The 20,522-nt window shown below is 38.0% G+C and carries 16 protein-coding genes; 4 read left to right on the top strand and 12 right to left on the bottom strand.

The features are described from left to right. Positions 1–80: 80 nt before the first annotated feature. Positions 81–1,031 carry an N-acyl homoserine lactonase family protein gene (locus JWG41_RS08030; protein ID WP_205269406.1) on the bottom strand — a complete coding sequence of 317 codons (951 nt, stop codon included), beginning with the start codon at positions 1,029–1,031 and terminating at the stop codon, positions 81–83. Between the two features lie 92 nt (positions 1,032–1,123). Here JWG41_RS08030 and JWG41_RS08025 point away from each other — a divergent pair, with 92 nt between their 5' ends. Beyond that, positions 1,124–1,612: a MarR family winged helix-turn-helix transcriptional regulator gene (locus JWG41_RS08025; RefSeq protein WP_205269405.1), complete on the top strand. Its 489-nt coding sequence runs from the start codon at positions 1,124–1,126 to the stop codon at positions 1,610–1,612. A 73-nt stretch (positions 1,613–1,685) separates the two neighbouring features. Here JWG41_RS08025 and JWG41_RS08020 read toward each other — a convergent pair whose 3' ends face one another. The 8 genes from JWG41_RS08020 to JWG41_RS07985 form a co-directional block, all read right to left on the bottom strand. Continuing rightward, on the bottom strand, positions 1,686–3,752 hold the full coding sequence (locus JWG41_RS08020; protein WP_232373859.1) for an ABC transporter substrate-binding protein: 2,067 nt from the start codon (positions 3,750–3,752) through the stop codon (positions 1,686–1,688). Positions 3,753–3,963: 211 nt separating this feature from the next. After that, positions 3,964–4,506, bottom strand: coding sequence for a PadR family transcriptional regulator (locus JWG41_RS08015; protein WP_205269403.1), 543 nt, complete (start codon positions 4,504–4,506; stop codon positions 3,964–3,966). Continuing rightward, entirely contained in the window at positions 4,490–5,395 is a 906-nt protein-coding gene (locus JWG41_RS08010; RefSeq protein ID WP_205269402.1) for an alpha/beta fold hydrolase, read from the bottom strand. Before JWG41_RS08010 ends, JWG41_RS08015 begins: the two co-directional genes overlap by 17 nt. A gap of 1 nt (position 5,396) precedes the next feature. After that, positions 5,397–5,993, bottom strand: a complete 597-nt coding sequence (locus JWG41_RS08005; RefSeq protein ID WP_205269401.1) for an NAD(P)H-dependent oxidoreductase — start codon at positions 5,991–5,993, stop codon at positions 5,397–5,399. Positions 5,994–6,132: 139 nt separating this feature from the next. Beyond that, on the bottom strand, positions 6,133–7,134 hold the full coding sequence (locus tag JWG41_RS08000) for a DUF1554 domain-containing protein (RefSeq protein WP_205269400.1): 1,002 nt from the start codon (positions 7,132–7,134) through the stop codon (positions 6,133–6,135). Positions 7,135–7,315: 181 nt separating this feature from the next. Then, entirely contained in the window at positions 7,316–7,855 is a 540-nt protein-coding gene (locus JWG41_RS07995; protein ID WP_205269399.1) for an NADPH-dependent FMN reductase, read from the bottom strand. Positions 7,856–7,858: 3 nt separating this feature from the next. Then, positions 7,859–10,279: an LA_1737 family protein gene (locus JWG41_RS07990; protein WP_205269398.1), complete on the bottom strand. Its 2,421-nt coding sequence runs from the start codon at positions 10,277–10,279 to the stop codon at positions 7,859–7,861. Between the two features lie 61 nt (positions 10,280–10,340). Then, positions 10,341–12,845 carry a methyl-accepting chemotaxis protein gene (locus JWG41_RS07985; RefSeq protein WP_205269397.1) on the bottom strand — a complete coding sequence of 835 codons (2,505 nt, stop codon included), beginning with the start codon at positions 12,843–12,845 and terminating at the stop codon, positions 10,341–10,343. 737 nt (positions 12,846–13,582) lie between these two features. Between JWG41_RS07985 and JWG41_RS07980 the strand changes: the two genes are divergently transcribed. From JWG41_RS07980 to JWG41_RS07970, 3 genes are read left to right on the top strand one after another with little or no spacing between them, the layout of a single operon-like run. After that, the gene (locus JWG41_RS07980; RefSeq protein ID WP_205269396.1) at positions 13,583–15,196 is read left to right on the top strand and encodes an FAD-binding dehydrogenase; all 1,614 of its coding nucleotides are present in this window, start codon (positions 13,583–13,585) and stop codon (positions 15,194–15,196) included. A gap of 34 nt (positions 15,197–15,230) precedes the next feature. Beyond that, positions 15,231–16,994, top strand: a complete 1,764-nt coding sequence (locus JWG41_RS07975; protein ID WP_205269395.1) for a thiamine pyrophosphate-binding protein — start codon at positions 15,231–15,233, stop codon at positions 16,992–16,994. A gap of 12 nt (positions 16,995–17,006) precedes the next feature. Next, positions 17,007–17,951: a tRNA dihydrouridine synthase gene (locus JWG41_RS07970; protein WP_205269394.1), complete on the top strand. Its 945-nt coding sequence runs from the start codon at positions 17,007–17,009 to the stop codon at positions 17,949–17,951. 105 nt (positions 17,952–18,056) lie between these two features. On the opposite strand, the gene JWG41_RS07965 is transcribed toward JWG41_RS07970, so the two are convergent. From JWG41_RS07965 to JWG41_RS07955, 3 genes are read right to left on the bottom strand one after another with little or no spacing between them, the layout of a single operon-like run. After that, on the bottom strand, positions 18,057–19,406 hold the full coding sequence (locus JWG41_RS07965) for an LIC10707 family hydrolase (protein ID WP_232373858.1): 1,350 nt from the start codon (positions 19,404–19,406) through the stop codon (positions 18,057–18,059). After that, positions 19,403–19,912, bottom strand: coding sequence for a hypothetical protein (locus JWG41_RS07960; RefSeq protein ID WP_205269393.1), 510 nt, complete (start codon positions 19,910–19,912; stop codon positions 19,403–19,405). The genes JWG41_RS07965 and JWG41_RS07960 overlap by 4 nt, the downstream gene beginning before the upstream one ends. A 1-nt stretch (position 19,913) precedes the next feature. Continuing rightward, complete coding sequence (locus JWG41_RS07955; RefSeq protein ID WP_205269392.1) at positions 19,914–20,453, bottom strand: hypothetical protein; 540 nt, start codon at positions 20,451–20,453, stop codon at positions 19,914–19,916. Between the last annotated feature and the right edge of the window lie 69 nt (positions 20,454–20,522).

Raw genomic sequence — 20,522 nt, 5'->3', positions numbered from 1 at the left:
TCCCGTTCCACTCCACCCCACCGGGTTGGGGACACGCGTGGTATACGCATTTCGTTTATTGTGCAATCAGGATCGGAAATTTATTTTTTCGGAATTTCTGCCCAAGGATGGAGATGGATATCCTTTCTGGATTTTCTACGCAGTGGATTCAGGTCATGCCCAGGAACAATGAGAATATTTGGATTTATGGATTGGAATGCCAATAGTTGCCCGAGCGAAATCCTGGCCGCTTCTCCATCAGAAGAAACAAAGGGAAGTCCAATTGATGCAGAACGGATGTTATGCTCTGTCCACGCCATATCGCCAGTCAGAAGAATGGGTCCAGATTCTAAATTGATTAAAACAGAAATATGACCGGGAGTGTGGCCTGGTGTGGAAAGAATTAGTATGGAACCATCTCCCACCAAATCATAAAATCCTTCAAAAGAACCAAATGAATTCGATTGAGTAAAATCAATTTGGTACCAATTTAAAACATGATCATACTCAGACTTCACATAATTATAGTTTGGTGATTTATTTCCATGACTCACTTCGCGACGATCTGCTACAATACGTGATTTTGGAAATTCTTCCACAGCACCCACATGTTCCGGATGGAAATGTGAAACCAAAATATCTCGAATGGAATCGGGATTTTTTCCCACTGCTTTCAGTTGGTTTCGAAAGTCCTGCCCCGGGTCTTGTTCCATAGGCATGAGACCTACTCGATGGATCCAACCTAGATGTTCTGAAGGATTTGTAGCAATCTCTGAATGATGGCCCGCTTCAAAAGCAACCAATCCATAGTTTGGATGGGAGATCAAATAGGCAGGTTGGTCCATACTGATTTTTCCTTCCCCTCCCGAATATACCGCCCAACCATCAATCACCATACGACCCGTTTGAAAGACTTCTAATTTGAGACCAGAAACAGGTTTTTGGAGCTGGATCGAAGAAAACTCTTTTGTGTAGGGAACTGCAGATCTGCCCAAACAACCGAAAATGGAAAACAGGGCTACCAAGCTGAGAATTGGAATTAAGGATTTCATGAATATCTCTCCATAAAGAATCTTAACGTAGAGATATTTCAATTTTTATTTTGACGTCAAGATAAATTTCCCCAAGTTCAACAAATAGGTCTATGGAAGAGATTTTAAAGCAATGGCGAAAAGAAATTCCCTCACTTTCTCTACGCGGGATGGAAGTTTTGGGACGTTTGGGCCAGGCCGCCATTCTAGCGAGTGATGCTGTCGAAAAAAACTTAGGTAATCTGGGTTTAAAATTAGGTGAATTTGATGTTTTGGCCTCACTCCGCCGCTCGGGTCCTCCTTTCCGGTTGAACCCAACCCAGCTTTGGCAGGGAATGTTACTTTCCTCTGGGGCCATGACAAACCGCCTGGACCGTTTGGAAACGGCAGGATATATAGAGAGGCTTGCCGATCCCAATGACAGACGAGCTACCTTGGTTTCCCTAACAGAAAAAGGTTTAAAGTTGATTGATGAGGCAGTTGTCCTTCACACCAAAAACGAAGATGCATGTGTTGAGGATTTTACTGAAAAGGAAATTGCAGAATTGAATTCTCTTTTAACAAAATTAAAAAAATCAATCGAAAAGAAAATAAAGAATTAACTATAGTTTGGTGATATTAAGCTTTTATATTTATGGACCACTCAGTTAAAATGTAAAAGTAAAATTTACAAAATCAAGAATTGGCATTCGGTAACCAAACAGAAAAACAAGTTCCTTGCTTAATTTCTTCCAACTCGATTTTTCCATCCATTTGCGAAATAATTTTTTTACAAATATCGAGTCCTAAACCCATTCCCCCACCATCTGGTTTTGTAGTAAAAAAAGGATCAAAAATTTTTCCTTTAATTGAATCAGGAATACCAATACCTGAATCAATGATGGATACTTTGATCCATGGATCGATCCATTGGATTCTAATTTCGAGTGTTCCGTTATAGGACATTGCTTGGAGCGCATTGTTTAGTAAATTAATCCAAACCTGATTGAGTTTGTCTCGATTCCCCTTACATCGTTTATCAGTTAAATAGGATTTTACTATATTTACTTTTGTTAGATTGTAATGATAGAGAGAAAGTATTGTCTCCATTTCAAAAATGATATCAACAACCGTATTTCCATTTAAAATATCTTTATCTGAAACAAGATAACTTTTTAAAGCCTTAATCACATGAGTTGCTTTCTCTGAAGCAACAGAGATAATCTGATTGGAGCGAAAAGCATTCGTGATCCGAGCTACCGCTTCCAAAATCTGCAATGAACGGTCACTTTCTAATATAGTTTTAAGTTCATCATTCAAACGGAAGGCTCCCGTTTCTAGTACCAGCTGTATATGTTCTCCATATAAATCCATCTTTTCGACATTTATATACTTAGCGGCCAGTTCTTTCTTGATTAACCTTTCGACTTTTCCTTCAAGGAAAGTCTGATTCTTCAAACTTTCTTCCAATACCTTATGGAATAACAATGAATCTTCTTTGCTAAATCCAACAATTGTTTCGATTACTTCGTTTAATTTATGATTCAAAAAATCCGAAAGAGAAGAGTTTGAAGATACGATAGCACCAAGTGGAGTGTTTAATTCATGAGCCATCCCAGCAGCCAACTGCCCAAGGACAGCTAATTTTTCTGATGCCAAAAGCCTATCCTGTGCTTCCGTAAGTTCTTTTAAAGTGTTGAGTAGACTTTGGTTTAAAACTTGCAAGTATTCATTAGAATGTTTCAATTCTTCGGTACGGACTTCCACTTGTTTCTTTAAATTTTCTGAATATTGTTTATTCAAACGACGCCACTGTATTAACCCAACAATAACAAAAGAGAATACAAGAATTCCGAACGAATAATAAATCCAATCATAGTTAGTTGGCGGATTTGGATCGTATATAAATCCTTTTAAATTAATATTTTTCGGAAGCATACCAAGTTCAAAATACACATCATTGATATGTTTCCATCGACCTGGGTTCATATATCCCATCTCAACAAGAACATGTTGGATGAGTGGAGTCATTTGTGCGGCTTCAAAAAGTAATCTTTCTTTGGGGTTTCTTTGAGAATACTTTTCGTAAATCAAATCAGCAATTTCTTCCTGATGACTCATTGCATACTGCCAACCACGCAGACTAGCTTCTCGAAACGCTTTCACTCGTTCTGGATGTTCACGAATTTCTACTTCACTCGTAAAAAAATTGTCACCGTAAAAATCTATCCCGGCAACTCTCGGCGAGTATGCAACATATGGAAAACCCGCTTTTTTAAAATCATAACTTTGTGTCGTTGCATAACCTGAATAAGCATCTGTTCTTCCTTGGATCAAATCATCAGGTTTAAATCTATGTTGTAATAATTGTAAATCGCTTAGTTTGATTCCTTCTTTCTTTAAATAGGCAACAATTTCATCCATACGCGGAGTTAACATCACTCGTTTCCCAACGAGATCATGAATGCTTTGTATGTTTGAAGATTTTTTAAAAAATAAAACAGAAGGAGAATGTTGAAAAATCACTGCCAGAACAACCACTGGTTTTCCTGCGTACCTCTCCTGAATTAATTCATTACTTCCGACTCCGTATTGGCCAGTGGAACGAATGACCTTTTCATGAATTCCTTTGATTCCAACAGTACTTTCTAAAATTTCTACATCGAGGCCGACATCCCGATAATATCCTTTTTCGAAAGCAGCATAGTATCCAGCAAACTGGAATTGGTGAAACCACTTCAGATGGAGGGTTACTTTTTCCATTCCGAAAATAGGGAAATAGCACGGCAGTACAAGATAAACTAAGAAGACATAGTAAAATCTTTTAGAGACAGAGCTCCTTCCCATAGTCTGCTTTTTATATAGTTTGTATTTTTCAAATCAATGAATTTAATCAAAATTTTAGGATTTTATTACTAAGATCAAACGAAGTCATAAGGCAATTAATATCGTCATATGCAGGAAAAATAAAAATTCATCCGTTGATTCTGGTTTTCACTTTATCAATCCAATCCAAATTTAATTTTGCCTGTTTTTCCGCATATTCAAGAGTTAAAAACCAATATTCTTGATCTGGGTGTTTGTCCCAATCTGTATTTAATTCTTTTTGAAAACTCTTCAGAGTTTTTAGATCTTCTTTTTGTTTGCGAATCTCTTCTTCCAATTGTTTTGTTAACAATTTTGGATTCATATGCCTTCCAAAAAATACCTTAAATAACAATTCGTTTCTTTTGTTGGATTGAATGGGTGATTCGTCCATCCATCGTCGAAATGTTTCTAATCCCGGCCGAGTGATTTTATATACTTTTTTCTTTTTTCCACTAACGTCTGTTTTTTCCCATTCACGGATCAAACCATCTTCCTCTAACTTTGAAAGAGTGGGATAAATTTGACCGAAACTTTCGCTCCAAAAAAAACTAATCGTGGATTCAATGTACTTCCGAATTTCATATCCATTCATTTCACATTGGGAAAGAATTCCCAACAGGGCATATTGTGTTTTACTTTCTCGTTTCATTCGATTCTTTTAGACCGTTTATAAATTGATAGTAGGCAGAGATAACTTCTTCGGGCGACTCAATTTGTGGCCAATGGCCGATCCTTTCGGATAAAAAATATATAGATTTTGATGGAAGAATTTCTGCAAAACGATTTGCCATATGTCTACCCGAGTTTGGATCTATCGGGCCACAGATATAACAGAATGGTATTGGTGTAGTTTTCATTGAATGAATCCATCGATTCTGATAACGAACCTTTGCAAATACCAATCGACCGATCAAATAAGCAATTGATTTGCCATCTTTAAAATTCAAAATCTCCCAAAAGATATCTAACCATCTTTCATTTGGTTGCGTGTTAGGTCCAAAAACTCGGAAGAGCGAAGTTTCTACAGATTTACGACTCATTCTTTTGCTTAAAAATTTCCCGATACCGCTTGGAGTTTGGGATAACAACCTTTGAATGAGTCTTGGTTTATAAACATCGGTAAACAAACCTCCATTCATAAAAGCAACCGAACGAATTTTGAATGAATTCTTTTCGGGTGATGATAACATCTCCTGAACAACACTGACTGCTAAATCATGAGCCAAAATTTCTGCTTCTGTTACATTCAGATGTTTGGCAACTTCATTGACTATCTCTGCATATTCCTCAAACGAATAACTATGATTTTGTGGTTTATCAGAAAACCCCATTCCTAAAAAATCCAAAAGAATAATCTTTCTGTTAATAGATAATTTTGGGATCACCAAACTCCAATCGAAACTATTAAATGGATAACCATGTAATAGAAACAAACATTCTCCCTCTCCGATGGTTCGATAGAATATGGAATGACCTTTGAAGTTTAAGTATTGCCCATTGGATTCAAAGTCGTTTAGTTCCGTATTAGAAAATTTCATATCATTCTCCCTTGATTGCTAAAGACTCTACCAATTTTGTCCATTTAAGAAAATGTTTGGATTTGCGGGTTCTCACTTCTCCGAGAGTGGTTACCTTTACCTTGGAGACTCCACAAAATTCTAATGTACCAAACTTTAACAATTGGACACCAGGAGATTTATTAAACCATCGATAATACCAACCAGGTGCATCCATAGTCACTATGATTCGAGAAGTTTTCCCTAACAAAAGTTTTTCGGGAAAAGGAGAGTCTTTTCTATACTTAAAAGCGAATCCTGGCAAAAAAACTCGATCAATCCATGCTTTTAATAGAGCAGGCATACTTGCCCACCAACTAGGAAATACAAAAACTAAATGTTCCGCTTCCGATATTAGTTTTTGGCTTTGAAGCAAATCCGGTTCAAGGGTTTGAACTATGTCCTTTTTATGGCCTGCATATAAGTTATAATCAAATTTTAACTCAGAGAGTTTTAAAAGATTCACATGGTGACCCGATTCTTTTGCTGCATTTACATAAGTTTCCGCCAAATGACCACAAAGGGAATTTGGGTTTGGATGGCCGAGGACAACAAGAAGATTCCTTTGGTTTGTTTTCATAACTCCACCATATCTAATAGATATATTTATCAGCTATATCTATTAGATATGTTTTGTCAATGGAAAAATGGGGATTTTTTTGAGAATTGTCCTAAACAGTAAACTTCAAATTACTGCTATATGCGACGATGTTCAGAAATTATTGTTCAACACATAATAATTTTAATGAATTATTACATGCATATGTAGCACTCAAAAATAGATTAGTTGTTTGCTGAGTCCTTAATATGTAGGCTGATTCTGTATTAGTGACTGCGACCCATGTAAAACAATGGTTTGCTCCATATACCCATCCAGTAGAACCACCAAACCATGTCCCGTAGTTAACGGAATCAATAGCGTTTGTGAATGGAAACTGAAGTAGTGACGTATTATCCGTATTAGCAACTAAAGTAGACCCATCAGTTAAATAATAATGAGCATTCGGCTTTAATACCCAGTCTACTTGAGCGTCTCCTAAATTCGCGGTAGTAGATGCAATCCGAGTGGTTCCATTCAGAATCATAGCTTTACAAATAGCGCCAGACGGACAGTGAGTATCTAAACTGCAGATCGCATCAGCTCCAGAAACTGCTCCAAATCCACCTCCCTGGTATGGATTTGTGGATAAAAACATTCGTTTCTCATTATCCAGGATTTGCATTTCAATTTCTCTTGGGTTTAGATCCAAACTAGTATCAATTGAAGTTGGAATTAAAATTACACGGAACGGTCGATTCCCATTGAAAGCAGAATCGTTTATCGCAGTGACTTGAATGTTTTGTGGTTTTGACCAATTCGTAGCATCGAAACTAAGTTTAGTAGGATTGATGGTTGCATAGGATGGATGAGAAAGCGATAACTGAACTTCAACATTAGCTCCTGGAATTTCTTTCAGAGTCACACTAAAGAGTGACGAACTACCAACTGTTAAACTCCCACCACCTTCCGAAACACTACCTTGTTTAGAATTCACAACGACGACAGAAGGGTTGAGTTCAATCATACCTGTTGAACAATAACTTTTAGTTCCCCCGATTAAATTAAAAACTAATACGGATTCCAAAAAGGAATCCGAACTAATATCGCAGGCATTGTTTAATGATTTGTCATTACAATAAAAAACAAAAACTAAAAATGGAATGAATAAATAACGAAACATAAAAAATAAAAGATCTGATTGCCTATGCCAAACTTGATGTATTTAGTATAGTCGCAATCAATAATATTAATTCTATAATTTATTACCAACAGTTATCGTATTCCCTTAGACTAACAGAAATAAGTCTAAACGATGTCGGCAAATTCATGACGTTTCATTTTGGTTCTAGAGGATACTTCTACTAAACTTTTAGGGAATTCAAAAAAGAATACATCAAGTTCTGAATCAATTGTTTTGTAGATGGATCGATGATTTGGCCATCCACTGCCACTTTTCCTTTAACACCAGAAATCAAAAGGTTTGTATCTTCGAATAAATTGGCACCAATTGTTTTTAATACCAAAAGTAAAGATTCATGTGCCTTCTCTCCAACAGAAGCAGCAGTGATCAAAGCAACTGGTTTGTTTGTAAATACCACAGAAGAAACGGCCCATTCCAATGCATTTTTCAGCACACCGGGAATACTAAATACATATTCTGGGGAACAGATAAGGATACCATCGGCATTTTGAATTTCATTTAAGAAGTCTTTTATGATCACCGGAGTTTCTTCCTCGGCAATACCAGATAAGAAAAAAGGGAAATCTGAGATTCCCTCGTATACATTCATATCACAAGCTTCAGAAAAATCACGTTCTAAGGTTTGCAGAATTTTTTTGTTATATGATGTAGGGCTAATTCCACCAGAAATGGCAAGAATTTTTGGTTTTGGATTTTTCATGTTCTATATAGACACCCCCATTATTTTTTTGGTTCCATCTGTTTCCTTCGTATAAGAAAATAATTTTAATATCGAAAACTTTTCATATCCATTGTCTTCTGTTTGGTATTCCCAAAGCCAACCCCACAGGCTTCCTCTTTTCACATATCCTCTTTCCATTTCTGTTTTTTCCTGATACAACGCACCCAACAATATATATGTTGAATACTGGTTATCAGATTTGGTTTTATTGTGGTAATAACCAAGACCTGCAAACATTAACTCTGTTTTTTCTTCATTGGAATCAAAAAGATAATAGAGAAATGGGCCATAGAGTCTTGATTTTTCTCCAACCGCATCGGCCGTCCTGACTACTGGGAAAAAATTATAAATGGTTTTGTAAGATTTGTCGTCGTATCCCAACCACAAAAATGTCATCTTATCAATGTTCAATGGTTTTCTTTGGAAATCCCATAACAAACCGCCTAAACTTTGAAACTCATAACTCGATTCAGAATTTTCCGATTCAACTAAAAACAAAAAGTTATAATAGTGACCAGTTCGATTCCATTTGAAATAGTTTAAGAAAGTAAAAGTAGTAAAAGTATCACTACTCCAGGAATTGAATGACAGAGGAATCACGTGAAAACTAGAACTTGATTTATAAAATGGGAATACCAACAGGTGAGATAATGTTTCCTTTTGCTCTGTATTGAGTGGAGATTTTGTTTTAGAGTTAGTTGTTAGATCTCGTTCCCCATACCATTCCCAATCGATAAACCATAATAAATTCGTCCTTGTTCCGTTCTCTCTCCAGTTTCGATAGAAAAAAGGAGTGACCCAGATTGTACTTTCTTTTTGGTAATGAAAAGAATTTCGATTTTCATAAGAAATCCATAAAGGCCAAAACAAGAAGTTACTATGAAGTGATGAAGGGTTTTCCATCTTTTTATAAACAGAGACTAATGTATATGTGTTACTCATCTTAGTTTCGTTTCTCTGGTAATTACGATGAATATAAAAAGGAAGAAATCTATGACCTGAATTTACATCAGATTCATAAATATTAACGAGAGGCCAAAGGTAAGAACGTTCTTTCCGATTGTTTTCTTTAGAGTCTTCGGTTAAATAAACATTTAATAGATAAGCACGAAACTCGGAATCCTTATCTTTTTGTTTTCCATATAACGGAAACAATACCTTGTATTCCAAGTCATCCGATTGATAACTAAACCAAATTGGGAAAAAAGGCGGTAACAAAACTACATTGTCTTCTGAGGCCTCATCCCAAGTGAACCAGGCGAGAGGTAATAATCGAATGTGTCTTTTGGAGTCTGCCCTTTCATAAGAAAAAATTCCAAAAAGTAAATTGTATCCGATAAAACTATCACTATTCTCACGATTAAATTCTCGTTTTTTTACTACCTTCGGATCATCAACATCACTAGGTTTTGGTTTTTTAGAATCCAAACTTCCATTCAAGATTTTGGTTCTTTGCGAATACCCGACCAAGTTATAAAAAATTCCAAAATCAAAGTCTAGATACAGATTTCCATCGTTAGTTGCCAAATTTACATTTGCCGAATTCTTTTTTGTATACCACAATAGATTGATATGATAGTCTTCTTCTGAATTGGAATAATTAATATATAAAGGAAAAATAAGATCAAATTCCTTACCTGGAGCTCGGTAATGCGCCAAAAATGGAAACCCAATCACAAGTAGTTTGTCCTTTGCTTTATCCTTTGAATAATAGATGGGGCCGAACCAATATTCATTAAAGTTAGCTCTGTAGTTTTGGTAAAACAAAACCAAAGGCAGGAATAAATAGTTTTCTTTGGAATAATAGATTACGGGGAAGATCGAAAATTCATGAAATCCTTTTTCGTCATTAATTTCCGAATGAATCAAAGTCAATAACCGCGTGTAATGATTTCTGTTATCACCGACTTTTTCACGATTATGATAATATAACAAAGGAATAACGGGAAATCCAAATTTGCTTTCCCTATCACTCGAATTGGAAAAGAAAAAAGGAATGGTTGTTAAATAGGAACTATTGGAATCACTCCCCCAAAAAACCAATGGATAAAAAGATTGGTCTAGAGCATCTTTTTCTTTGGTTCGATTTACATTGATAATCCGTTTGTATTCGCGGTTATCCGATTTACTTTGAATATGATAATAGAAGGGAAATATAGATTTTGTTTTGGCTTTTGGATAATCATAATAACGATAGAATCCTAAAGCTCGAACAGAATAATGGTTTGTCCAATTTTCTATGTCATATAAAATATTACTGGCTGTAAACTTAGCGCTTCTTTCGCTCCCATATACTTGGATTTCTTTTTCTGATTCTAAATCTGGCCAAGTTTTTGCTTCCATTCCATACGAGAATGTAAAGATAATGAAAATTAAAATATATTGATAGAAATTGATTCCCATTCGCTAAAAACCCATAATGAATGAATCATAACTGTGATCGTTTTTAAGCAAGAAATTACTTTTAATATTTATAAGTTTCCACTACAGTTTGTAGATGTTCCCCCGTGACCTCGATATCTTTTGCTGTTTCCAGGAGAACTAATGAATTATCCGCAATGACTTGGGTTCCTGTGGCGATGGTTTCAATGGATTTAGAAATTTCTTCAACGGCAATTTTTTCCTGAGAAGCCGCATTTAGAATATGAAGAGAATTTTCATTGATCTTATGAACCGATTCCACAATACGATTGGTATCTTCTGTTTGTTTGTCTTGGGCAGAACTTACAAGTTTTGCGGTCTCTTGGATTTTTGTTATATTATTCAATAATTCTCGAAAACTTGCTTCCGTGTTCATCATCAATCCCACACTGGTTTTGATTGCAGTTTTAGTATCTGTCGTTAATGACTGGATATTGCGAGTGTTATGTGCAGTTTGTTCCGCAAGTTTTCCTATCTCTTGGGCAACGACAGCAAACCCTCGGCCAAGATCACCTGCTCTTGCCGCTTCAATGGCGGCATTGAGTGCGAGCAAGTTGGTTCTATCCGAGATTTCATTGATGATATTCACAACTTCATCAATCAACTCTGCTTTTTGATTTACAATATGAATGGAATCAGCCGTATTTTTTGTGGTTAACATTCCATCATTTGCTTGTTTGTAAAATTCTTCTGTTAGATTTGTCATTCCTAACATAGCATTAGCAACGTCCGCCATAGCCATTTTAAAGTCAGAAGTAACTTTTTCGATTTCTTTTAAATGGTCCGCTTGTGTCGAAATGCTTAAAAAAACATTTTCTACGGATGCGGCTAACTCTTCCGTTGCCGCCGATGTTTCTTCTGTCGAGGCTGCTTGGTCTTGGGTAGTGGCCGAATAATTACGAACTAAACTGGCGGCATCTTTTGATTTATTAGATAACTCACCAGATACTTGTCTCAGAATGAAAACAATCTCAGTGATATTTAAAATGAAAACCCCCATCCATTTGAGAAGGCCTCCGATTTCATCATTAATTCCATAATCTAAATTTTCCTTTAGTTCGCCAGAACCGCGGACAATTTGACTAATGATATTTGTACTATCTCGTATTACGGACATTATACTTTGTATAATCAAATATTGTAAAATGATTAAAAAAACAAGGATGACTACCGTGACAATGGTCATCATTGTCGCATAATTTTTAGCATGATCCGCTCTTGCTTTGAATTTCTCAGCGAGCTGTTTCGAAATCATATGGTTCACATTAAAAATTTGATCAATTAAATTGGTTGTAGCATTGTAATATTCCAGAGGTTTTGCTGTTGGAATTTTTTCATTGATAATCTTATCTTGGATGAGTTTGTGTAAGGTTGGAAAATCAGCCTCTGCGTGTTTATAGGCTTCAATAATAGCCTTACTATCAGAATTGAATTTGGAGATGAAAGCAATACTTATAGAAATGGATTCGAAATAGCCCTGATTTGCCCCCATAATTTCTTGGAGTAAATTTTTTTCAGATTCTTCTGCATTTGCTCCTTTACCTACATATGCCAAACCCGTTGCACGCAGTTGTCCTAGTTTTTCGGCCAAATAAGGCAATTTGGAAAGTGATACATCGATCATAAAGTAAGTGTCTTTATCAGGATCCAAAAACAAACCGGATGATTCCCCCACTTCACTATTTACATTTAACATTTTTTTAATGAGACTTACATGTGCTAGGTAACTTTCCTTGGGAGTCAAACTTGGATTCACTTCTTTGAGATGTTTCCAATCCTTATATGTTTCCTTGGAAAGTTCATAAACATGAAAGTGTTTGCCTTCCTCTTCATTTAAATCTAAAAATGATTTAAAGGCCGAATCTAGTTTATTTTCAATTTGCAGAGAACCTTCTTTGGCAGTTGGATCACCGCTCAAAACACGAGCCATAAGACCTCGATGTTTTGCTGTTAGCTGCATAAGATTAGTCAAACTCAAGTTAAACTCGGAACCTTTGAGTCGATTGAAAGCATCTTCATACTCAACTTTTTTGATTAGGATTAGATTGATTCCTAAGATGATCATCATACTAGCCATAAGGCCAGAAACGAAAAGAAGTTTGGTTTTGATTTTAAATTTATAGACTAATTTTTTAGGATTTAATGTAAAACCAGACCCTTGATGATTCGGGTTTAGATAAAATTCTTCTCCTTTTTTGATTTGGTTTTCAGAAGCCGAACGTTCGACATACATATGTCCAATAGTATTTCCCTTACTGTCATAATAGGGAGTCACCGTTGTATTGGCCCAAAAATAATCCCCCGATTTGGTTTGGTTTTTTAAGATACCGTTCCATGGTTCATTGAAGTTTAAGGTTTTGGATATATTGGCTCTAACCGACGGGGGTGTTTGTGGATGTTGTATTTTTTGAATCGAATGACCGAGTAATTCACTCTTATCAAATCCAATCAGCTTAAAAAACTCGTCATTCACCGATACAACATTCCCCCTGAGATCTGTTTTGATGGTAAGTGTTGTGTTTTGTGGAATTTTAACCTGGATCGCCATGCACAGTGCTCCGAAATCGAAATAGGATAGAAGTGAAAAGGAAACTAAATCTTAGGAATTAAGAAAAACGAGAAAGCAAGCAATGATTAGTACATTTATTTCCAAACTTGGAAATTCTTTTTTACGGAAACTGGAAAAAAAAGCCTCTCATTCCAATGCCGTCACTTTGCGAACAATAGGAATCTCTGGCAGATTCTTCGGCAGTAAAAACGCCCCTATGAAGAAAACTCCTAGGTCTGATCTCCACACGAAAACATAAACCTAACAACAATTAAATCAATTTAATCTTTAAGTCAAAAAGTTCAGAGAATTTATTCCCTAAAACAAAAACCCTATCGACTTACCACTAAAGAAGAACACCTCAGACTTCTGCAGAGAGAATAAACAAAACATATATTAGTTCATGACTCAAGAAACTGGCTTCTTAAATCAAACATATCGCCAAAGACATTGTTTTATAAAATTAATTCTTGTTAGTTTATATGAACAAAAAAGAAATAATTTAGAACTATTCTTTTTATAATTATAATTATAAGTGCCACCTAACATAAATTTAAATTCATTCTAAAACAGGAATTCATAGATTTATAAAAAACGAGTCGCAATTGTTTTATTTAAATTATTATCGTGTACATTCTGACATAAAATAAATCGCTGCTACCAAAGCCAGTGGTTCGTTTTATACAAAGCGAAATTAAGTTTCATTAAATTCACAGAAACAATCGGAGGGTTACGTAGTGGCCGTAAAGAAAAACGATGTCATTATCATCGGAGCGGGAATCGCTGGTTTGGTGGCGGCATACGAATGCCTCAACCAAGGAAAATCTGTTTTAATCATTGAAAGGAATACCAAAGAACACCTTGGCGGACTCGCCAAATTATCATTTGGTGGAATGGCTTTAGTAGGCACTCCCTTACAAAGACGTTTGGGTATAAAAGATAACCCTGCCATTGCTTTAGATGATTGGCTTTCTTTCGCTGACTTTGGTAAAGAAGATATTTGGCCCAAACACTGGGCGAAACAATATGTCAATGAAAGTGAGAAACAAGTTTATCATTGGTTACTTGGTCTCGATCTAAAATTTTTCCCGGTGGTCAATTGGGTAGAACGAGGCCAATACAAACGAGGTAATTCCGTACCCCGTTATCATGTACTTTGGGGAACAGGACATCGTCTTGTGGAACGTTTCGAAGAATTATTAAAAAATCATCCACGCAGTGCCGGTTTGAGTTATCTCTTTGAACACAAAGTTACAGATTTGATCCAAGAAAATGGAAAAATAGTTGGTTGTATCGCCGAACAAGAAAATACGATTAGGAAAGATTTATCATTTTTTGCTGACCACATTGTGGTGGCAACAGGTGGGATCACTGGTTGTTTAGATAAAGTAAGGGAACACTGGCACAAACCTTGGGGAGAGGCTCCGAAAGAGATGCTCAACGGCTCTCATCCTTTTGCTGATGGATTGGTCCATGATGCAGTGAAGCGACATGGAGGAAATCTAACTCATCTAGATAAGATGTGGAATTATGCTGCGGGGATTCCTCATCCCAAACCACAATTCGAAGCTCATGGACTGAGTTTGATCCCTTGTAAGTCTGCTTTATGGTTGGACCACTCAGGGCGCAGGATTGGACCCGAACCAATGGTGACTGGTTTTGATACCAATGAACTTTGCCATCGGGTCTCGCAATTAGAAAAACCATACACTTGGCAACTACTCAATTGGCGAATTGCTGCCAAAGAACTTGCGGTTTCTGGTTCCGAACACAATCCGATGATCCGAGATCGAAAACTATTTTCTTTCTTAAGAGAAGTTTTACTCGGCAATCACCGCTTAGTCAGACAGTTGCAACAAGAGAACGATCATTTTATTGTCGCTCGTGATTTACGCGAGTTAGTTGGTAAAATGAATCTCTTAAATGGGGACGAGGCGATTGATTACGAAGTATTAAAACACGAAGTGACTCAATTTGATGATGTCATCAAACGAGGAAAGGGGCTTTGGAACGACGACCAATTGAGACGGATCCAACATGCCAGAGGATGGCGCTCTGACCGAGTGCGCACCTGTAAACCGAAACCCATTCTTGATCCCAGTGCGGGACCTCTCATTGCCATCAAACTGCGGCTCATTACACGCAAAAGCCTAGGGGGAATCCAAACCGATTTACAAAGTCGCGTCTTGGATACGTTAGGTGCTCCGATCCGAGGGCTTTATGCCATCGGGGAAGCTGCCGGATTTGGTGGTGGTGGGGCCAGTGGTTTTAAATCTCTGGAAGGAACCTTTTTATCTGGTTGTATCTTAACAGCAAGGGCTGCCGCAAAATCAATCAATGCTGGTGTTTAAAGAAAGTAATCAAAAATTACAAAGGAAATAAAACATGAAAAAAACAGGTGCTTGGTTAGTAAGATATGCTCTGGAACAAATGGGAGTTCGTTATACCTTTGGAATTCCCGGAGTGCATAATACGGAAATCTATGATGAACTGAACAGTTCTGATTCGATCACTCCTATGCTCGTCACCCATGAAGGTTGTGGTGCGTTTATGGCCGATGCGATTAGTCGTACAAGTGATTCGATTGGCACTTTACTCATTGTGCCCGCAGCAGGTGTGACTCATGCAGCAAGTGGAATCGGAGAAGCTTTTTTAGATGGGATACCCATGCTTGTCATCGCTGGTGGGGTACGGAGTGATTCCCAATTTAAGTACCAATTGCATGATATGGACCAACATACATTACTCAAACCCATTACTAAAAAAACCTTTAAAGTCAAATCGCAAGAAGAAGTGGTAGAGACACTTTACCAGGCATATCAAATTGCTGTTAGTGGAGAGCCGGGGCCTGTGTTTGTAGAAATTCCTGTGAATATACAACTTTATACTGGTTCTGTGGAATCTCTTCCCACATACAAAGAGTATTGTCAGGCGCAAACGGTAATCCACACTCTATTTCCTTCAGCGAGTCTTGACGAAGCGGTGGAGTTACTCGTTCAGGCGAAGGCACCTGGCTTGTTTTTAGGTTGGGGAGCGGTGGATACAACAACGTCCACTTTAGAAATTGCCGAACTACTGGGTGCACCCGTATCTACCACCTTACAAGGATTAAGTTCATTTCCAAACAATCATCCTTTGCATTGCGGAATGAGTTTTGGGGCTGCAGCGGTTCCTGCTGCAACAAAGGCATTTTCTGATTGTGATTGTTTACTGGCGGTAGGAACTCGTTTTGCCGAAATTGCAACAGCCAGTTTTGGTGTGACTGTGCCGAAAAATCTAATTCATATCGATATCAATCCCGATGTGTTAAGTGCCAATTACCCTGCCAAAGTAGGCATTACCGGTGATGCCAAACTCATACTGCCAGAACTTGTCAAAAGGCTGAAATTAAAACTCCAACTAACGGATCACAATCGAGAAGAACGGAAAGAAAAAATCAAATCGGATATCCTAAAAAATAAACAGGCTTACACGGAAGAATGGTTCCAACATGATAGTAAGGATAGAGTCAATCCCGCACGATTTTTCAGCGTATTACGTGCCACCTTACCGGATGATGGGTTTGTTGTAGTGGATGATGGCAACCATACCTTTCTTACAGCAGAACTCATGCCGATCCATAAACCAAGGCATATGATTTCTCCCACAGATTTTAATTGTATGGGTTATGCGGTGCCAGCAACCATCGCCACCAAACTTGCAAATCCCGAGAAAGCAGTAGTAGGCATCATTGGAGATGGAGCTTTCCTTATGACATGTATGGAAATTGTGACTGCCAGTAGGAACCAGATCGGAGCCATATTTACTGTGTTCAATGACGGTGAGTTATCTCAAATTGCACAGGCACAACAAGTTCCTTACAATCGCAAAACTTGTACAGTTCTTGGAACCACTCGTTTTGAAGGGATCGCCCAAGCCACCGGTGCCGAATATTTACGGATAGAATCCAATGAGGAAATCCAAGAAAAGTTAGAAACCGCCTGGAATCTCACAAAGGAAGGCCGTCCTGTGATTTTGGATGTCCATATCGATTACAGTAAAAAAACCCGTTTCACCCAAGGGATCGTAGGAACGAACATAAAACGTCTGCCATTTGCTGCAAAAATTCGAATGATCGGCCGGGCCCTGGTGCGAAAAGTGACTGGATAGGACTATTTTGTTTTGCGAATCTTACTGGCACCCATGGAAGGACTCCTCGATTACCGATTGCGTGATACACTAACACGCGTAGGTGGGTTTGATGAATGTGTCAGTGAATTCATTCGTGTGAACGATACCCTCCTCCCTTCCCATCGATATTACAGATATGTTCCCGAGTTGTATGAAGGTTGCCGAACCAAAGCAGGTGTTCCCGTAAAGGTCCAACTTCTCGGTTCTGATCCCATTTGCATGGCAGAGAACGCCAGTAAGGTGGCATCTCTTGGTGCCTACGGAATTGATATTAACTTTGGATGTCCGGCTCCTACAGTGAATAGGAATCGTGGTGGAGCGGCTCTTCTCAAAGAACCCGATCTTATGTTTGCGATTGTAAAAGCAATTCGTAGTGCCGTTCCGAAAGAAATTCCTGTGACAGCAAAGATGCGACTTGGTTTTGATTCCACCGAACTAGCGCTAATTTGCGCAAAGGCTTTGGAAGACGGTGGGGCCGAAGAAATCGTGGTCCATGCGAGAACCAAAACAGACGGATACAAACCTCCTGCCTATTGGGATTGGATTGCAAAAATTGGTTCTACGGTCAAGGTTCCTGTTATTGCCAATGGAGAAATTTGGACTGTAGATGATGCCAAAAGGTGCCGTGAAGTTTCAGGTTGCAGAGACATTATGATTGGTCGAGGTGTCGTTGCAAACCCTGCTCTTGCTTTAATGATTCGTAAGGAAAGAAACGAAAGTCTCTCTTGGGAAGAAATGAAAGAAATTTTATTTCAGTATTGGTTGAGTTTAGAAACTGATATGGAAGCAAAAAGCCGAGCTGGAAGGATCAAACAATGGTTACACTATTTATCTCGCCAATACCCAGAAGCCGAAAAGGATTTTGAAACTGTAAAACGATTCACAAACTTGGATGATTTTTCCAAGTATTTGAATACCGCAGTCGTAATCACATAAATCAAAAAATAGAGCTAGGCAAAGCTTTCGTATCAGGTTAACCGATCATCAATAGTTACGAGATAATTTGACTAACCGTAAACTGAATCATCTTATTTAAGTTTTTTATAAATGGCAAAATCCGAACCAAAAACATAGGATTAATAATTCTAAATCTGAAATTGGCTTTGGTTCTGGTCTATCGATCACTTCACCACCGGTATCTGTTGGTGGTGGCGGAGGTGGGACTACTGGAGCAACACCTGGTAGATGCCAACCCATACTTTTGATTTTAGCGGCTACCTGCTGGCCCCAAACGGAAAGTCCAATGGCATTCGGGTGCACAATATCCCCCATCAAAGCATCATTCACAACCCAAGGCTCTCCCGTGACTGGACTTATAAATTTTTCCCAGATTTGTAAGTATTCGAGAGTTAATCCTTGCGCTTGGAAATACGGTCGTCTCCTGGCTTGTATTTCAGGGTATTGTAACTCTTGGCGAAGCATCAGATGGGTAGGTATTGTTCCAGGTGCACTAATATTCGCAGCGAGCCAACAAAAATAAGGAGCCAACGCATGTGGCGGTATTGTCATTCCAAAACATTTTTTATCTTCATTGATCGGAATTGTTAAAGCAACAGATGTCACTCCTCCCAACAAATCCATCATCGACACACCATTATATTCGGTTAAAATAGCGTTTAAGATTTCTTGAATAGAAGCTTGCGCATTGGCAAAAGAAATTTGATCTGAAATGGATCGCCTATGAAGTATATACTGATATTTAAAATTAAATGTTCTAAATGCAAATCCCTTATGTTCATCCGGTAGCCCTAATATTGCAGACCATCCAATCGCTGGATAATTCCCCACAATTAAAACATTTTTTCTTTTTTGGTAAAAGAGAGTAACCGATCTTTCAATATTATTGAGTGCTCGGTTGATGTATGCATCTCCATTCCAAGGCATAAGCATGATCATCAACATATTCTGCAAATAATCATTCCCTCCAATTTCAAACGCAACATTCGGTGCGATTGAATAATTTGGCCGTACCAGACATGCTTTCAAATGTGCTAACATTTCAATCGAACTATCGCCACCATGGCCAAAGTTTTGGATGTTCCAACTCGGATCCGTGCCTAAATAAAAATCCAAACTAGACACTCCATAAAATAGGCCAAGGGAAAAAGAAACTCCAGGATAATCTGCGGACGGAATTACTGGCGCATAATACAGTGCTGGATTAATTCCCATGGGAACTGCATTGGCAAAATCAATGCGACTATCTCCAAAGAAAGTTACCCTAGTTTTTGAGTAGTAAAGTGGATTTACTGGATCAGGCGAAGTTTGCATCGGTGGTGAAAACTTAGAGTTTGTATTGCAAGATTGAGTATCAGGTAAATCTGCAAATGGTTGTGAAAACAACATTGAATTTGCAAAAACCACTAAAGCTAGTATAAGAAATTTATTCAAGGTAGTGCCTCAAACGTGATGGTAGAGCATTTAGTCGTTGGGAATGATGTTGAGTTTGGTTCAATCAAAATCAAAATCATTTGATTCGCAAATGAAGGAATAACACATGTTTGTGTAGCCCCAGAAACATGGTTTGAAAATGTTCCAGAATCACAATTTACATCGGAATTGGTGGCAAAGACATTCGGTTTTGCGCATTTATAAACATAAAGAGTCACCCCACAATTCGGATAGTCGCCTGAGAGCGTAAACGCATATTTAAAACCATTGGAACCAGTTGTAATACGGTATTTCTGACTCAATGAACCTAAAGTGACTAGACTGTTTAAAGAAAGAGGAGTGGAATAATTGGGATTATCACAAGCAGAATCATAAGGCCCAGAAATTCTAAACAGTGTCTCAAACCAAATCACAAAAAACCCTTCGGCATTGCTCCGGCTTTCTTTCTTTGGATCTTCACAGGATACAAAACTTAAAACAAGCAATAGTAGTATCAATTGCTTCATATTACTTACCTCTCCTGACTGCTTCATCAATGGCTGCTTTGCGGAGGGAGACTAACCAATGTAAATTGGTCTCGATGATTTGTTTTTCACGTTCTGGTAAACTCACAAAATAGTCCTTCAAATAGGAATAAGCAAAAACCCCGAGGAAAGCATTCCCTCGCAAATGAGACAATTGCATGGAGGATAGTTTGGGAACTTCTTCCAGTGCTTTGGAGTAAAAATCATTCATAAGATTTTTTTTGTCCTGGTAACGTGTTTCCTGTTCATTCGCAGAAAGAGTCCTTAGTGGCAGCGGAGTTCCATTCTTCCAGGCAAGAGCCTCCTCATCCATTTCTGCCGGTGATAGAAATACATACTTGTTGAGTTCTGTGAAGTCAGACGTAGTTTTTTGCAGAGATTCTGGAGTTAATAGCTTTTGGGCATCCAAACCTTCTTCCAGTGAAAGAGAAGCAGTCAATTCCTCCTCACTCGGATAGTAAATGGCATTGGGATCATAGACATTTGTAATATTATGTCCCTCTTGTCCAGCAGAACCCTGCATTCCCAAAAGAAGCGGGGTGAGTTTGGCAGAGATTGCGTTTTTTCGATCGGACTGGTTGGGAATCGAATT

This window comes from Leptospira chreensis (assembly GCF_016919165.1).
GTDB lineage: Bacteria > Spirochaetota > Leptospiria > Leptospirales > Leptospiraceae > Leptospira_A > Leptospira_A chreensis.
Note: the sequence above shows the minus strand (reverse complement) of the source record. Positions and strands in the feature narration are given on the sequence as shown.

Bases quoted from the DNA above. Each gene is read 5' to 3' on its own strand.
- JWG41_RS08010 (WP_205269402.1), bottom strand. From the start codon at position 5,395: ATGAAATTTTCTAATACGGAACTAAACGACTTTGAATCCAATGGGCAA.
- JWG41_RS08025 (WP_205269405.1), top strand. From the start codon at position 1,124: ATGGAAGAGATTTTAAAGCAATGGCGAAAAGAAATTCCCTCACTTTCT.
- JWG41_RS08015 (WP_205269403.1), bottom strand. From the start codon at position 4,506: ATGAAACGAGAAAGTAAAACACAATATGCCCTGTTGGGAATTCTTTCC.
- JWG41_RS07995 (WP_205269399.1), bottom strand. From the start codon at position 7,855: ATGAAAAATCCAAAACCAAAAATTCTTGCCATTTCTGGTGGAATTAGC.
- JWG41_RS08030 (WP_205269406.1), bottom strand. From the start codon at position 1,031: ATGAAATCCTTAATTCCAATTCTCAGCTTGGTAGCCCTGTTTTCCATT.
- JWG41_RS07960 (WP_205269393.1), bottom strand. From the start codon at position 19,912: ATGAAGCAATTGATACTACTATTGCTTGTTTTAAGTTTTGTATCCTGT.
- JWG41_RS08005 (WP_205269401.1), bottom strand. From the start codon at position 5,993: ATGAAAACAAACCAAAGGAATCTTCTTGTTGTCCTCGGCCATCCAAAC.
- JWG41_RS07985 (WP_205269397.1), bottom strand. From the start codon at position 12,845: ATGGCGATCCAGGTTAAAATTCCACAAAACACAACACTTACCATCAAA.
- JWG41_RS08000 (WP_205269400.1), bottom strand. From the start codon at position 7,134: ATGTTTCGTTATTTATTCATTCCATTTTTAGTTTTTGTTTTTTATTGT.
- JWG41_RS08020 (WP_232373859.1), bottom strand. From the start codon at position 3,752: ATGGAAAAAGTAACCCTCCATCTGAAGTGGTTTCACCAATTCCAGTTT.
- JWG41_RS07990 (WP_205269398.1), bottom strand. From the start codon at position 10,279: ATGGGAATCAATTTCTATCAATATATTTTAATTTTCATTATCTTTACA.
- JWG41_RS07975 (WP_205269395.1), top strand. From the start codon at position 15,231: ATGAAAAAAACAGGTGCTTGGTTAGTAAGATATGCTCTGGAACAAATG.
- JWG41_RS07955 (WP_205269392.1), bottom strand. From the start codon at position 20,453: ATGCAGGGTTCTGCTGGACAAGAGGGACATAATATTACAAATGTCTAT.